Source organism: Pseudaquabacterium inlustre (assembly GCF_038066595.1).
In the GTDB taxonomy this organism is placed as follows: domain Bacteria; phylum Pseudomonadota; class Gammaproteobacteria; order Burkholderiales; family Burkholderiaceae_C; genus Pseudaquabacterium; species Pseudaquabacterium inlustre.
Genome location: NZ_JBBUTH010000008.1, coordinates 319,285 through 332,472 on the forward strand (window position 1 = coordinate 319,285; position 13,188 = coordinate 332,472).

At 72.0% G+C, this 13,188-nt stretch carries 12 protein-coding genes; 8 read left to right on the forward strand and 4 right to left on the reverse strand.

The window, feature by feature from the left end; genetic code table 11:
* Positions 1–14: 14 nt before the first annotated feature.
* Positions 15–983 carry a LysR family transcriptional regulator gene (locus AACH10_RS15930; RefSeq protein WP_341411438.1) on the reverse strand — a complete coding sequence of 323 codons (969 nt, stop codon included), beginning with the start codon at positions 981–983 and terminating at the stop codon, positions 15–17.
* Positions 984–1,221: 238 nt separating this feature from the next.
* Here AACH10_RS15930 and AACH10_RS15935 point away from each other — a divergent pair, with 238 nt between their 5' ends.
* Positions 1,222–1,611, forward strand: coding sequence for a hypothetical protein (locus AACH10_RS15935; protein WP_341411439.1), 390 nt, complete (start codon positions 1,222–1,224; stop codon positions 1,609–1,611).
* Between the two features lie 27 nt (positions 1,612–1,638).
* Here the strand turns inward: AACH10_RS15935 and AACH10_RS15940 are convergent, their stop codons facing one another.
* The gene (locus AACH10_RS15940) at positions 1,639–3,114 is read right to left on the reverse strand and encodes a M20 family metallopeptidase (RefSeq protein ID WP_341411440.1); all 1,476 of its coding nucleotides are present in this window, start codon (positions 3,112–3,114) and stop codon (positions 1,639–1,641) included.
* Between the two features lie 83 nt (positions 3,115–3,197).
* A complete protein-coding gene (locus tag AACH10_RS15945; RefSeq protein ID WP_341411441.1) occupies positions 3,198–4,079 on the reverse strand; it encodes an alpha/beta hydrolase in 882 nt (293 codons plus the stop codon).
* Between the two features lie 105 nt (positions 4,080–4,184).
* Here AACH10_RS15945 and AACH10_RS15950 point away from each other — a divergent pair, with 105 nt between their 5' ends.
* The 7 genes from AACH10_RS15950 to AACH10_RS15980 all read left to right on the forward strand — a co-directional run bounded on the left by AACH10_RS15950 (position 4,185) and on the right by AACH10_RS15980 (position 12,003).
* Entirely contained in the window at positions 4,185–4,820 is a 636-nt protein-coding gene (locus AACH10_RS15950; protein ID WP_341411442.1) for a hypothetical protein, read from the forward strand.
* Complete coding sequence (locus AACH10_RS15955; RefSeq protein ID WP_341411443.1) at positions 4,817–5,527, forward strand: S1C family serine protease; 711 nt, start codon at positions 4,817–4,819, stop codon at positions 5,525–5,527. The genes AACH10_RS15950 and AACH10_RS15955 overlap by 4 nt, the downstream gene beginning before the upstream one ends.
* Positions 5,528–5,585: 58 nt before the next feature.
* The gene (locus AACH10_RS15960) at positions 5,586–6,707 is read left to right on the forward strand and encodes an efflux RND transporter periplasmic adaptor subunit (protein ID WP_341411444.1); all 1,122 of its coding nucleotides are present in this window, start codon (positions 5,586–5,588) and stop codon (positions 6,705–6,707) included.
* A 40-nt stretch (positions 6,708–6,747) separates the two neighbouring features.
* Positions 6,748–10,035: an efflux RND transporter permease subunit gene (locus tag AACH10_RS15965; RefSeq protein WP_341411757.1), complete on the forward strand. Its 3,288-nt coding sequence runs from the start codon at positions 6,748–6,750 to the stop codon at positions 10,033–10,035.
* 34 nt (positions 10,036–10,069) lie between these two features.
* On the forward strand, positions 10,070–11,347 hold the full coding sequence (locus AACH10_RS15970) for an NAD(P)/FAD-dependent oxidoreductase (RefSeq protein ID WP_341411445.1): 1,278 nt from the start codon (positions 10,070–10,072) through the stop codon (positions 11,345–11,347).
* Positions 11,348–11,405: 58 nt separating this feature from the next.
* Positions 11,406–11,630, forward strand: coding sequence for a YgaP family membrane protein (locus AACH10_RS15975; RefSeq protein ID WP_341411446.1), 225 nt, complete (start codon positions 11,406–11,408; stop codon positions 11,628–11,630).
* Positions 11,631–11,712: 82 nt separating this feature from the next.
* Complete coding sequence (locus AACH10_RS15980) at positions 11,713–12,003, forward strand: metal-sensing transcriptional repressor (RefSeq protein ID WP_341411447.1); 291 nt, start codon at positions 11,713–11,715, stop codon at positions 12,001–12,003.
* Positions 12,004–12,020: 17 nt separating this feature from the next.
* Here AACH10_RS15980 and AACH10_RS15985 read toward each other — a convergent pair whose 3' ends face one another.
* Positions 12,021–13,157, reverse strand: coding sequence for an ABC transporter permease (locus AACH10_RS15985; protein ID WP_341411448.1), 1,137 nt, complete (start codon positions 13,155–13,157; stop codon positions 12,021–12,023).
* Positions 13,158–13,188: the final 31 nt, after the last annotated feature.

Here is a 13,188-nt window from a genome sequence, read left to right on the forward strand (position 1 = left end):
TTGGCGCGGCGGGGCTAGCAGCCGCCCGTCTCGCACCCCGCCGCCGCGAGCCACGGATCGCGGTCCTCGCCGCCGAAGGCCTGCAGCAGGAAGTCGAGGAACACCCGCGTGCGCGCCGGCAGGTGCTTGCGCGAGGGCAGCGCGGCCCAGATCGTCAGCGAGAACAGGCGCCAGGCGGGCAGCACGCGTTCCAGCGCGCCTTCGAGCAGCGCGTCCTCGATGACGAACGACGGCAGACCGGCCACGCCCAGGCCGTGCAGCGCGCCGGCGTACATGGTGTCGGTGTGGTGCGTGGTCAGCAGCGGGCGGCGCGGCACCACGGTGATGGTTTCGAGCCCGCCGCCGGCACCCGCATCACCGGGCCGCTGGCGCTGGAAGGCGATGCCCTGCTGCAGTTCGCTGATCGGCGGCAGCAGCGTGTCGTGCCGGGCCAGGCCGGTGGGGTGATCGGGCCGGCCGTGCCGGGCCAGGTACTCCGGTGCGGCGCACAGGATGACCTCGGTGCGCGCCAGGCGCCGGGCCACGAAGTCGCCCTGCAGCGGCAGGCGCGTGGCCAGCAGCGTGAGGTCGAAGCCTTCGTCCACCGTTTCCACCGGGCCGGGCGAGTGCAGCTCCACCGTCACCTGCGGATGGCGGGCATGGAAGGCCGGCAGCAGCTTGGCCAGCTGGTGCACGGCCAGCGCCGGCGGCAGCAGCACGCGCAGGTGGCCGCGCGGCTCGCGCGTGTCGCGGCCGGCGGCGGCGGCGGCCTCGTCCACGTCGGCCAGGATCTGGCGCGCGCGCTCCAGGTACTCGGTGCCCACGTCGGTGAGGGTCAGGCGGCGGGTGGTGCGCTGCATCAGCCGGGCGCCCAGTTGCTCCTCCAACTCGGCCACCAGGCGCGTGACCACCGGCGGCGTCAGGTCCAGGGCCCGCGCCGCGGCCGCGAAACCGCCCTCATCGGCCACCCGCACGAACACGCGCATCGCACGCAGCTGATCCATCGCCTTGCCTCTTGTTGGCCCACATTGCAGCCAGATGACGGCCGCATTACATCTGTGTTTTAGTTCAAACGAATTTTCAAGACCTAGATCATTCCATCAATTGGAATGGTGCATTCGCCCGCTGCGGCTGTTTGAGTTTCGGGTAATTACCTAGAGTCACGGTCATCGACGCACCAGAGCCACCCGATCACGAGGCCGGCCCGTTGCATTTGCCACCCTGCTGACTCAGGAGCCCATCATGACCGTTCGTTCCACCCTGCTCACCGTCGCCACCGCCGCCGTCGCCCTGCTCGGCGCCGCCACCTGCCAGGCCGCCCCGGCCGGCGAGTGGTACCCCGCTGGCGAAGGTGAAGTCATCCAGCGCACCCAGCCGGTGCGCAGCACGCTGACCCGCGCCCAGGTGACCGCCCAGGTCGAGGCCGCGCAGCGCGCCCACACCCTGGCCGCCGCCGGCGAGCTGAGCACCGTGCCCGCCGCCGCCCCGGCCCCGACCGCCCTGGCCCGCGCCGAAGTCAAGCGCAGCACCGTGGCCGCCGCCCGTGCCGGCCAGCTGGCCAGCGCCGGCGAAGGCCTGGCCGAAGCCCACGCCGTGGCGCCGCGCGCCAAGGCCGCTGCGGCCGGTCAGTGAGCCGATGCCCTGGAGGCCCTGCGGGCCTCAGGGCATGCCGGCGATCACCTGCGCCACGGCGGCCGTGAGCCGCTTGGCGTAGGGCACATGCAGGAACTCGTTGGGCCCGTGGGCATTGCTCTTCGGGCCCAGCACGCCGCAGACCATCATCTGCGCCTTCGGGAAGCCCTGCTGCAGCATGTTCATCAGCGGGATCGTGCCGCCCTGGCCGATGTAGCCCACCGGCGCGCCGTAGTGCGCCAGGCTGGCCTCGTTGAGCGCACGCTCCAGCCAGGGTGAGAGTTCCGGGGCGTCCCAGCCGGTGGCGCCCAGCTCGCCGGCCCGGCCGTCGGGCTGGAAGGTCACCTTGGCCTGGTAGGGCGCGTTGTCTTCCAGCAGCGTCTTCAACTTCAGGCTGGCCTCGTGGCCGTTCACCAGCGGCGGCAGGCGCAGGCTGAGCTTGAACGCGGTGTAGGGCCGCAGCACATTGCCGGCGCTCTTGAGCTCCGGAAAGCCCTCGACGCCGGTGACGCTGAGCGTGGGCCGCCAGGTGCGGTTCAGCAGCGCCTCCACCGGGTCTTGCGTCATCGGCAGCGTGGGCGCGCCCTCGGCACCGCAGGCCCAGGGGTAGGACTTGAACACCGCATCGCCCAGCGTGGCCGCCGCGGCCTCGGCCTGCGCCACGCGGCTGGCCGGGATGTGGCAGTGGAAGGCCTCGGGCAGCAGCCGGCCGGTGCCCGAATCCTCCAGCCGATCCAGCACATGGCGCAGGATGCGGAAGCTGGACGGCACCACGCCGCTGGCATCGCCCGAGTGCACGCCCTCGGTCAGGATTTCCACCTTCAGCACGCCCGACACCATGCCGCGCAGGCTGGTGGTCAGCCACAGCTGGTCGTAGTTGCCGGCGCCCGAATCCAGGCACACCACCAGGCTCACGTCGCCCAGGCGGGTGCGCAGCAGGTCCAGGTAGGGCGGCAGGTCGTGGCTGCCGCTTTCCTCGCAGGTCTCGATCAGGCCGACGATGCGCGGGTGCGGCAGGTTCTGGGCCTTCAAGGCCTCCACCGCGGTGACGGCGGCATAGATGGCATAGCCATCGTCGGCGCCGCCGCGGCCGTAGAGCAGGCCGTCCACGTACTTGGGCGTCCACGGGCCCAGGCCGTTGCGCCAGCCGTTGAACTCGGGCTGCTTGTCGAGGTGGCCGTACATCACCACGGTGTCGGTGCTGCCGGCCTTGGTGGATTCGATCTCGAAGAAGATCACCGGCGTGCGGCCTTCCAGGCGGATGACCTCCAGCGTCAGGCCCGGCACCTTGCGCGCCTCCACCCACTGCGCGGCGTCGCGCACCACGCGCTCGATCAGCCCGTTCTTCTGCCAGTCGGTGTCGAACATCGGGCTCTTGGCCGGCACGGCGATGTAGTCGGTCAGCGCGGGCAGCAGGGCTTCGTCCCAGCGGCGATCGGCAAAGGCGCCCAGCGCGGCGGCTTCGTCGGGTTGCAGCGGTTGCAGCGGATCACGGGCGTTCATGGGCACTCCTGGCGCGGATGGGCGGGGCCATCGTGCGGCCCCGGCGGGTGAATGGGCCGCGGGTGGGCGGCCGAACCGGCAGTTTAGGCCGCGGCCCGCGGCTGTGCCGGCGCCGACACCGGCGCAAAGCGCGCCTGCAGCCAGGCCGTCAGGTCGGCCAGCACGCGGGCCTGCTCGGACTCGTTGAAGATCTCGTGCGCCAGGCCGGGGTAGGCGGTGGTCTGCACGCAGGCGGCCGGCGCGGCGGCGGCAAAGGCCGCGCTGCCGCGCGGTGCCACGCAGCGGTCGGCACCCGCATACAGCAGGCAGGTGGGCGTGCGCCATTGCGCGGCGCGTGCGCGCACCAGGGCGCCGGCGTCCAGCATGAAGCGCACCAGACGCGGCGCGATGCGGTCGTGCACCCGCGGGTCGGCCACGTAGGCGCGCACCACGGCCGGATCGCGACAGACCCACTCGGGCTTCAGGCCGTTGGCCACGGCCAGGTTCGGGGCGATCGGCCCCAGCACCGCCAGCAGGGCCTTCTGGGCCGCATTCATGCCCAGGTCCAGCGCTGGCGAGGACATCACCAGCCCGTCGACCGCCTGCCACCACGGCGCCGGCTGCGCGGCCAGGCCCTCGGCCACATAGCGCCCCACCACCAGGCCGCCCAGGCTGTGGCCCAGCAGCACCAGCGGCAGGCCGGGGTGTTGCGCGCGCACCTGCGCCAGCACGGCGCCCAGGTCGGCCAGCAGGCTGTCTGCGGCCGGGATCACACCGCGCGGTCCCTCACTGGCGCCATGGCCGCGGTGGTCGTAGGCCGCCACGCCGAAGCCGGCAGCCGCAAGATGCCGCGCCACATGGGCGTAACGGCCGCTGTGCTCGCCCAGGCCATGCACCAGCAGCACCTGGCCGCGCAGCGGCGCGGTGGCTGGCACACCCGGGGCAAGATGCAGGCGCAGGCCGTCGGCGGTGACGAGTTCGGTCATCGGGCCAGTCTACGGTGGTGCCGCCTACACTGGCAGCCGCATCCACCCTGGCTTTCCCCTGCCCCGCCACCCTACAGCGCGCGCCGCCCGCGGCCGTGCCGGCCCATGCCCCAGCCTGCCCCCTCGCGTTCCGCTGCGCCCCTGCCGTCGGCCACCGTGGCCCTGGCGGTGCTGCTGCTGACCGGCTGCGCCGCGGTGCCCGAGCTGCCGCTGCCCGACCACCCGCCGCCCGCGCCGGGCCAGCCCTGGGCGCGGGTGTCGATGCGCGCCGCGGTGCCGGCCAACGACCGCTTCTCGCTGCGCGTGCTGGCCGACGAGGCGCAGTGCCAGCAGCCGCAGCTGCTGACCCAGGGCAGCCCGCGCCAGCCGGCGCCCGCCGCGCGGCTGCGGGCCGGCCAGCGCGTGACGCTGGAGTTCGTGGTGCACCGCACCGGGCAAAGCGCCTGCAGCGTGCGCTGGAGCTTCGTGCCGCGCGCCGACCGCCTGTATCTGGTGCAGGGCATGACCGTGGCCGACGGCTGCCCGGCCCAGCTGTTCGACACCACCCAGCCCGAGCGCCCGCAGGCACCGCCCGACCTGCTGCTGCGCAGCACGTCCACCCAGGCCTGCGTGCCGCTGGGCCAGGCGCAGGCCGCGCGCAGCCAGGCCGTCTCGCCGATCCGCGGTGGCCAGGTGAACGGCGAGGCGGTGCTGAACCCGCGCGCCACCACCGACGACCTGCGCGGGCTGATCACGCCATGAGCCGCCGCCTGGCCCCCACCACAGCACTGGCCGCTCTGGCCGCTCTGACCGCGCTGGCCATGGCCGCCATCGCCGGGCCCGCCCGGGCGCTGACGCCCGCCGAGCTGTTCGCCCAGGTGGCGCCCAGCGTGTGGCGGGTGCAGACCTTCGACCGCGACGGCCTGCCACTGGGCCAGGGCAGCGGCGTGGTGACCGGCTTTGCCGAACTGGTGACCAACTGCCATGTGCTGGCCAAGGCGCAGCGCGTGCAGATCCGCCGCGACGGCCTGCCGCAACCGCTGCCGGCGCGCCTGGCGCGCTGGGACGTGCAGCGCGACCTGTGCCAGCTGTCGGTGCCCGGCCTCACCGCGCCGGCCGTGCGCCTGGGCCGTGCCGACCAGGCCACCGTGGGCCAGGCGGCCTACACCGTGGGCCATCCCAAGGGCCTGGACCTGACGCTGGCCGCCGGCCTGGTGTCGTCGATCCGCCGCAACGACGCCGGCCAGCTGGTGCTGCTGCAGACCTCGGCCGCGATCTCCGGCGGCTCGTCGGGCGGCGCGCTGTTCAACGAGCAGGGCGAGCTGCTGGGTCTGACCACGCTGGGCATCTTCGGCGGCGACAGCCAGAACCTGAACTTCGCGATCCCCGCCGAATGGATCCTGGACCTGCCCCGACGGCACGAGGCCGCCCGCGCGGCGGCCCGGGCAGCGGCCGCCGCCAGCCGCTGAAGTCCCACCCGGCAACCCGGTCTTGATACCCGGAGGGGGTATGGTCTAAGATACCCACATGGGTATCAAGCACCGCCATTCCTTCGCCGCCGGCCTGACGGCCGCCGCCTTGTCGATCGCCGCGCTGGCCGCCGCCGGCCTGGCACAGGCCGCCACGCCGGTGCCCACCGTGGTCACACGCGGCGCCGCCGCGGCCGGTGCGCAGTCGCTGGACGGCGTGCTGCAGCCGGTGCGCCAGGCCACGCTGGCCGCCCAGGTGGGTGGCAACGTGGTGGCCCTGCTGGTCAAGGCGGGCGACCGCGTGAAGGCCGGCCAGCCGGTGGCGCGTGTGGACGAGCGCGAGCTGCAGGCCGGCGTGCTGCGCAGCGAGGCCGGCGTGGCGCAGGCCGAGGCCGAGTGGCGCAACGCCAAGCTGGCCGCCGAGCGTGCGCGCGAGCTGCGCGGCCAGGGCTTCGTCAGCCAGGCTGCGCTGGACCAGGCCGAAACCACGCTGAAGGGCGCCCAGGCCGGCGTGGCGCAAGCCCAGGCCGGCCGCGCCCAGGCCAGCCTGGCGCGCGGCTTCACCACCGTGGCCGCGCCCTACGACGCCGTGGTGCTGGCCACCCATGTGGAAGCCGGCGACCTGGCCACGCCGGGCCGCGCCATCGCCACCGTCTACGCCCCCGGCGCGCTGCGCGCCGTGGTGCAGGTGCCGGCCTCGCTGGCCGCCGCAGCCCGTGGTGCGCAACAGGTGCAGGTGGAACTGGCCGACGGCCAGCGCGTCACGCCGGTGGCGCGCAACCTGCTGCCAGGCGCCGACGCTGTGTCGCAGACCGTGGAATGGCGCCTCGACCTGCCGGCCGAGCTGGCCGCCAAGGCGGGCGCCGGTCAACCGCTGCTGCCGGGCCAGCAACTGCGCGTGCACTTCCAGGGCGCGGCCGGGGTGGCGCCCGCCCCGGCCGCCGACGCGCCGCTGATGGTACCCGCCGCCGCGGTGCTGCGCCGCGGCGAACTCACCGCCGTCTACGTGGCCCAGGGCCCGCGCTTCGTGCTGCGCGCGGTGCGCACCGGCGCCAGCCGCGGGGCTGATGGCATCGAGATTCTGGCCGGCGTGAAGCCCGGCGAGCGCCTGGCCGCCGACGCCGTGCGCGCCGGCCTGGCCGATGCCACGCCGGCCACGCCAGCCACCCCGACCCCCTGAATCCGTGAGCCCGCACCCCGACGCCCGAGACCCGCAGGCCATGCCCGATACCCCGACCCCCATCCCGGTGCCCGCCCCCCTGGGCGTGGCTGGCCGCCTGGCCGCCGCCTTCCAGGCCAATGCCCTGACCCCGCTGCTGGCCCTGGTGGCGCTGCTGCTGGGCCTGTTTGCCGTGCTGGTGACGCCGCGCGAGGAAGAGCCGCAGATCAACGTCACGATGGCCAATGTGCTGATCCCCTTCCCGGGGGCCAGCAGCGCCGACGTGCAGGCCATGGTGGCGCGCCCGGCCGAACAGGTGCTGGGCCAGATCGCCGGCATCGAGCACACCTTCTCGGTGTCGCGCCCCGGCATGGCGGTGCTGACCGTGCAGTTCAAGGTGGGCGTGCCGCGCACCGAGGCGCTGGTGCGGCTGTATGACGTGCTCAATGCCAACCAGGACTGGCTGCCGGCGGGCCTGGGCACGCTGGCGCCCATCGTCAAGCCCAAGGGCATCGACGACGTGCCGGTGCTGGCCGTGACGCTGTGGGCGCCGCAGGACGGCAGCGCGCTGGCGCTGGAGCGCGTGGCCCACACGCTGGAGGCCGAACTGAAGCGCGTGCCCGGCGCGCGCGAGGTGCAGACCCTCGGCGGCCCCGGCCGCGTGGTGGAGGTGGCGCTGGACCCGACCCGGCTGCGCGAGCGCGGCGTCGACCTGCTGAAGCTCAAGGCCATGCTGGCCGCCGCCAACGTGGGCATGCCCGCCGGCGCCGTGGCGCAGCGCGGTGCCGCCGGCACGCTGACCGTGCAGACCGGCGAGTTCCTGGCCTCGGCCGACGAGGTGGCGGGCCTGATCGTCGGCAGCCACGCCGGCCGCCCGGTGTACCTGCGCGAGGTGGCCACGGTGCGCGACGGCGCCGCGCAGCCGCAGCGCTATGTGTGGTTCACGCCCGGCGCGGGCCAGGCTGCCGCCGGCGCCAGCGCCGCCAGCGCCCCGGTGGGCGCCGTGCACCCGGCCGTCACGCTCACGGTCACCAAGAAGCCCGGCCAGAACGCGGTGGACGTGGCCGCCGGCGCGCGCGCCCGGGTGGAGCAGCTGCGCAACACGGTGCTGCCCGAGGGCATCGAGGCCACCATCACCCGCGACTACGGCGAAACCGCCGCCGAGAAGGCCAACAAGCTGATCCAGAAGCTGGGCTTCGCCACGGCCTCCGTCATCCTGCTGGTGGGCCTGGCGCTGGGCCGGCGCGAGGCCATCATCGTCGGCGCCGCGGTGATCCTGACGCTCACCGCCACGCTGTTCGCCAGCTGGGCCTGGGGCTTCACGCTCAACCGCGTGAGCCTGTTCGCGCTGATCTTCTCGATCGGCATCCTGGTCGACGACGCCATCGTGGTGGTGGAGAACATCCACCGCCATCAGCAGCTCGATCCGGCCAGGCCGCTGCGCGAGATCATCCCGGCGGCGGTGGACGAAGTGGGCGGCCCCACCATCCTGGCCACGCTGACGGTGATCGCCGCGCTGCTGCCGATGGCCTTCGTGTCGGGCCTGATGGGCCCGTACATGAGCCCGATCCCGATCAACAGCAGCCTGGGCATGGCGCTGTCGCTGGCCATCGCCTTCACCGTGACACCCTGGCTGGCGCTGAAGCTGATGAAGCCGGTGGCCCCTCACGGCGACGGCGCGACTGCCGGCCACGGCGGCCTGGCGGGCAAGCTGGAGCGCGGCTTCGAGCGCCTGCTGCGCCCGCTGCTGGCCAGTGCGCGCAAGCGCTGGCTGCTGCTGGGTGGCATCGTCGCGGCCTTGCTGCTGTCGGTGGGGCTGGCCGTGGTGCCGACCTGGGCCATTGGGGTGGTGCTGAAGATGCTGCCCTTCGACAACAAGAGCGAGTTCCAGCTTGTCGTCGAGATGCCGGCCGGCACGCCGCTGGAAGACACGGCCGCCACGCTGCAGACCCTGGCCGCCCACCTGGCCACGCAGCCCGAGGTGCGCGACCTGCAGGGCTATGCCGGCACCGCCAGCCCGATCACCTTCAATGGCCTGGTGCGCCAGTACTACCTGCGCGCCGATGCCGAGCAGGGCGACCTGCAGGTGAACCTGGTGGACAAGCACCACCGCAAGGAGCAGAGCCATGCCATCGCCCAGCGCCTGCAGCCGGCGCTGATCGCCATCGCCCAGGCACACGGCGCGCGGCTGAAGCTGGTGGAGGTGCCGCCCGGCCCGCCGGTGCTCAGCCCGCTGGTGGCCGAGGTCTACGGCCCCGACGAGGCCGGCCGCCAGCGCGTGGCCGCCGAGGTGGCCAAGGCCTTCGCTGCCACACCCGACGTGGTGGGCATCGACACCACGCTGAAGGAGGACGCGCCGCGCGCCTTCCTGCGCGTGCAGCGCCAGCACGCCGAGAGCCTGGGCATCCCGGTGGCGCAGATCGCGCAGACGGTGCAGGCCGCGCTGTCGGGCACCGATGCCGCCTGGCTGCACGATGGCAGCAAGTACCCGGTGCCCGTGCGCCTGCAGCTGCCGCGTGACGCGCAGGTGGGGCTGGACGCGCTGCTGGCCCTGCCGCTGCTGGCCGCCAACGGCCAGCAGGTGCCGTTGTCGGAGTTGGTGCGCGTGGAGCGCGGCGTGATCGACAAGCCGCTGTTCACCAAGGACCTGCAGGGCGTGAGCTATGTGCTGGCCGATGTGGGCAGGCGCGATGCGAAGCTGGCCCCCACGTTGCCCGATTCACCGCTGTACGGCCTGGCCGCCATCCGCAGCCATCTCGACAAGCTGGGCCTGCAGGAGTACTGGATCGCCCAGCCCGCCGACCCCTACCGCGCCTACGCGCTGAAGTGGGACGGCGAGTGGCAGGTCACCTACGAGACCTTCCGCGACATGGGCGCCGCCTACGCTGTGGGCCTGATCCTGATCTACCTGCTGGTGGTCGCGCAGTTCAGAAGCTACGTGACGCCGCTGGTGATCATGGCGCCGATCCCGTTGACGATGATCGGCGTGATGCCCGGCCATGCGCTGCTGGGCGCGCAGTTCACCGCCACCAGCATGATCGGCATGATCGCGCTGGCCGGCATCATCGTGCGCAACAGCATCCTGCTGGTCGACTTCACCCGGCTGCAGGTGGCCCAAGGCCTGGGCTTTGCCGACGCGGTGGTGCGCTCGGCCGCGGTGCGGGCGCAGCCCATCGCGCTGACGGCGCTGGCTGCGATGATCGGCGCGCTGTTCATCCTCGACGACCCGATCTTCAACGGCCTGGCCGTCTCGCTGATCTTCGGCATCCTGGTGTCCACGCTGCTCACGCTGGTGGTCATCCCGGTGCTGTATTACGCCGTGTACCGGCGCCACCACGAGACCGCCTGAGCCACGACGCCGGCGGCATGAGGAGACAGACAGCATGGCCCACATCGTCATCATCGGCGCCGGCATCGGCGGCATGCCGGCGGCGTATGAGCTGCGCGAACTGCTGCCGCGCGAGCACCGCATCACCGTGGTCGGCGCACAGGCCTACTTCCAGTTCACGCCGTCCAACCCCTGGGTGGCCGTGGGCTGGCGCGAGCGCGAGGACATCACCTTGCCCATCGCGCCGCTGCTGGAGAAGAAGGGCATCGCCTTCGTGGCCCAGGCGGTACAGGCCATCGACGCACCGGCCAACCGCGTGACGCTGGCCGATGGCCAGGCGCTGGACTACGACTACCTGGTCATCACCACCGGCCCCAGGCTCAGCTTCGACGAGGTGCCGGGCGCCGGACCGCATGGGGGGCACACCCACTCGGTGTGCACCGTGGACCATGCCGAAAAATTCTGGGCCGAGTACCAGGAATTCCTGAAGAACCCTGGCCCCATCGTCATCGGCGCGATGCCTGGCGCCAGCTGCTTCGGCCCGGCCTACGAGTTCGCCTTCATCGTCGACGCCGACCTGCGCAAGCGCAAGCTGCGCCACAAGGTGCCGATGACCTACGTGACCAGCGAGCCCTACATCGGCCACCTGGGACTGGGCGGCGTGGGCGACAGCAAGAGCATGCTGGAAAGCGAGCTGCGCAACCACGACATCAAGTGGGTGTGCAACGCCCGCACGCACAAGGTGGAGGCCGGCAAGCTGTTCACCACCGAGGTCGACGCGCTGGGCAACGTCTACAAGGAGCACGAGCTGCCGTTCAAGCTGGCCATGATGCTGCCGGCCTTCAAGGGCGTGGATGCGGTGGCTGCGGTGCCGGGGCTGTGCAACCCGCGCGGCTTCGTGCTGATCGACGCGCACCAGCGCAGCAAGGCCTTCCGCAACATCTTCTCGGCGGGCGTGTGCGTGGCGATTCCGCCGGTGGAGGCCACGCCGGTGGCCACCGGCGCGCCCAAGACCGGCTACATGATCGAGACCATGGTCAGCGCCATCGCGCACAACATCGCCGACGAGCTGGCCGGCCGCCCCGCCACCGCCCAGGGCACCTGGAACGCCATCTGCCTGGCCGACATGGGCGATACCGGGGCCGCCTTCGTGGCGCTGCCACAGATCCCGCCGCGCAACGTCAACTGGTTCAAGAAGGGCAAGTGGGTGCACCTGGCCAAGGTGGCCTTCGAGAAGTACTTCCTGTCGAAGATGAAAAGTGGCAACTCCGAACCCATCTACGAAAAGTACGTGCTCAAGGCCCTGGGCATCGTGCGCCTGACCGACCGTTGAACCGCCCCTGTTCCGCCCCCTCGTCCTGTTCCACAACCGTTCCCCAAGGAGATATCCCATGACCATCGAACGCTGGATCCGTGTCATCGCCGGCACCTTCATCATGATCTCGCTGCTGCTGGGCGTCGAAGGCAGCCCGCTGTTCGTCAGCAAGTGGGCGCTGGCCTTCACGGCCTTCGTCGGTGCCAACCTGTTTCAGTTCGGCTTCACCAACTTCTGCCCGCTGGCCATCATCCTGAAGAAGCTGGGCGTGCCGGCCTCGCGGGCGGCTTGCGCCAGCTGATCGCCTCCGGCGTGCCCGGCCTTCGGAGTTGGCGACAATGGGCCGCTCTGCACAACACCTGCCGGCTCGGGAGGCCTGCACCATGGCGAAGTTCACCGACGAAAGCGCACGCACCGATCTGCTCAACCGCCTGAAGCGGGCCGAAGGCCAGCTGCGCGGCATCCAGCGCATGATCGAGGGCGGCGAGCCCTGCCTGGACATCGCCGGCCAGATGGCTGCGGTGCGCAAGGCGCTCGACAGCGCCTATGTGCGCATGACGGTGTGCTTCATGCAGCAGGAGCTGCAGACCCGCCTGGCGCCCGACGCCAAGCGCGAGGCCGAGTTGACGGCCGTGCTCGACGACGTGCAGACGCTGCTGGGCAAGGTGCGGTAGGCCACGCCCCTGGCGCCTCACTCCACCGTCTGGCGATAACGCGCCAGGGCCACGGCCGCCGCGGCCAGCAGGAACAGCCCCATCGGCCACAGCTCGGGCCACACCTGGCCCCAGCCATTGCCCTTGAGCAGGATGCCGCGCACGATGCGCAAGAAGTGCGTCAGCGGCAGCACCTCGCCCAGATGCTGCGCCCACACCGGCATGCCGCGGAACGGGAACATGAAGCCCGACAGCAGCAGCGAGGGCAGGAAGAAAAAGAAGGTCATCTGCAGCGCCTGCAGCTGGTTACGCGCCAGCGTGCTGAAGGTGAAGCCCACGCCCAGGTTGGCCAGCATGAACACACCGATGGCGCCCATCAGCAGCGCGAAGCTGCCCACCATCGGCACCTGGAACAGCAGCGCCGCAGCGGCCAGGATCACGCCCAGCTGGATGTAGCCGATCACCACATACGGCAGGATCTTGCCCAGCATCACCTCCAGCGGCCGCACCGGCGTGGCCAGCAGGTTCTCCATCGTGCCGCGCTCGCGCTCGCGGGTCATGGCCAGGCCGGTCAGCATCACCATGGTCATCGTCAGGATGGTGCCCACCAGGCCCGGCACGATGTTGTAGCGCGTGAGCCCTTCGGGGTTGTAGCGGCGGTGCACGCGCCACTCGAACGGCGCCTCGCCGCCGGCGCGTGCGGCCAGCGGGCCGCTGAGGTCGCGCGCCAACGCCGGCCCGGCCAGCAGCGGCAGCGCCGCCAGCGCATTGCCCGAGGCTGCCGGGTCGGTGGCATCCACGCTCACCAGCACCACCGGCTTCTCGCCGCGCACGATGGCGCGCTCGAAGCCCGGCGGAATCACCACCATGAACTGCACCTCGCCCGATTCGACCCACGCTGCGGCCTCGGCCTCGCTGGCGGTCTCGTGCACGATCCGGTAATAGCCGCTGGTCTGCAGCGCGCTGGCCAGGCTGCGGCCCAGCGGCGTGGCCTCGGCCATCACCAGCACCGTGGGCAGGCCCTTGGGATCGGTGTTGATGGCGTAGCCGAACAGCACCAGCTGCATCACCGGCACGCCCACCGCCATCGCGAAGGTCAGCCGGTCGCGCAGCATCTGCTGGAACTCCTTGATGAAGATGGCCAGCAACCTCTGCAGCGAGAAGGTCCGTGTCATGCGAAGTTGTCCTTCGCCCGGTCCACCAGGC

Excerpts from the sequence above, each read along its gene's own strand:
- AACH10_RS15930 (WP_341411438.1), bottom strand. The coding sequence starts at position 983 with ATGGATCAGCTGCGTGCGATGCGCGTGTTCGTGCGGGTGGCCGATGAG.
- AACH10_RS15935 (WP_341411439.1), top strand. The coding sequence starts at position 1,222 with ATGACCGTTCGTTCCACCCTGCTCACCGTCGCCACCGCCGCCGTCGCC.
- AACH10_RS15940 (WP_341411440.1), bottom strand. The coding sequence starts at position 3,114 with ATGAACGCCCGTGATCCGCTGCAACCGCTGCAACCCGACGAAGCCGCC.
- AACH10_RS15945 (WP_341411441.1), bottom strand. The coding sequence starts at position 4,079 with ATGACCGAACTCGTCACCGCCGACGGCCTGCGCCTGCATCTTGCCCCG.
- AACH10_RS15950 (WP_341411442.1), top strand. The coding sequence starts at position 4,185 with ATGCCCCAGCCTGCCCCCTCGCGTTCCGCTGCGCCCCTGCCGTCGGCC.
- AACH10_RS15955 (WP_341411443.1), top strand. The coding sequence starts at position 4,817 with ATGAGCCGCCGCCTGGCCCCCACCACAGCACTGGCCGCTCTGGCCGCT.
- AACH10_RS15960 (WP_341411444.1), top strand. The coding sequence starts at position 5,586 with ATGGGTATCAAGCACCGCCATTCCTTCGCCGCCGGCCTGACGGCCGCC.
- AACH10_RS15965 (WP_341411757.1), top strand. The coding sequence starts at position 6,748 with ATGCCCGATACCCCGACCCCCATCCCGGTGCCCGCCCCCCTGGGCGTG.
- AACH10_RS15970 (WP_341411445.1), top strand. The coding sequence starts at position 10,070 with ATGGCCCACATCGTCATCATCGGCGCCGGCATCGGCGGCATGCCGGCG.
- AACH10_RS15975 (WP_341411446.1), top strand. The coding sequence starts at position 11,406 with ATGACCATCGAACGCTGGATCCGTGTCATCGCCGGCACCTTCATCATG.
- AACH10_RS15980 (WP_341411447.1), top strand. The coding sequence starts at position 11,713 with ATGGCGAAGTTCACCGACGAAAGCGCACGCACCGATCTGCTCAACCGC.
- AACH10_RS15985 (WP_341411448.1), bottom strand. The coding sequence starts at position 13,157 with ATGACACGGACCTTCTCGCTGCAGAGGTTGCTGGCCATCTTCATCAAG.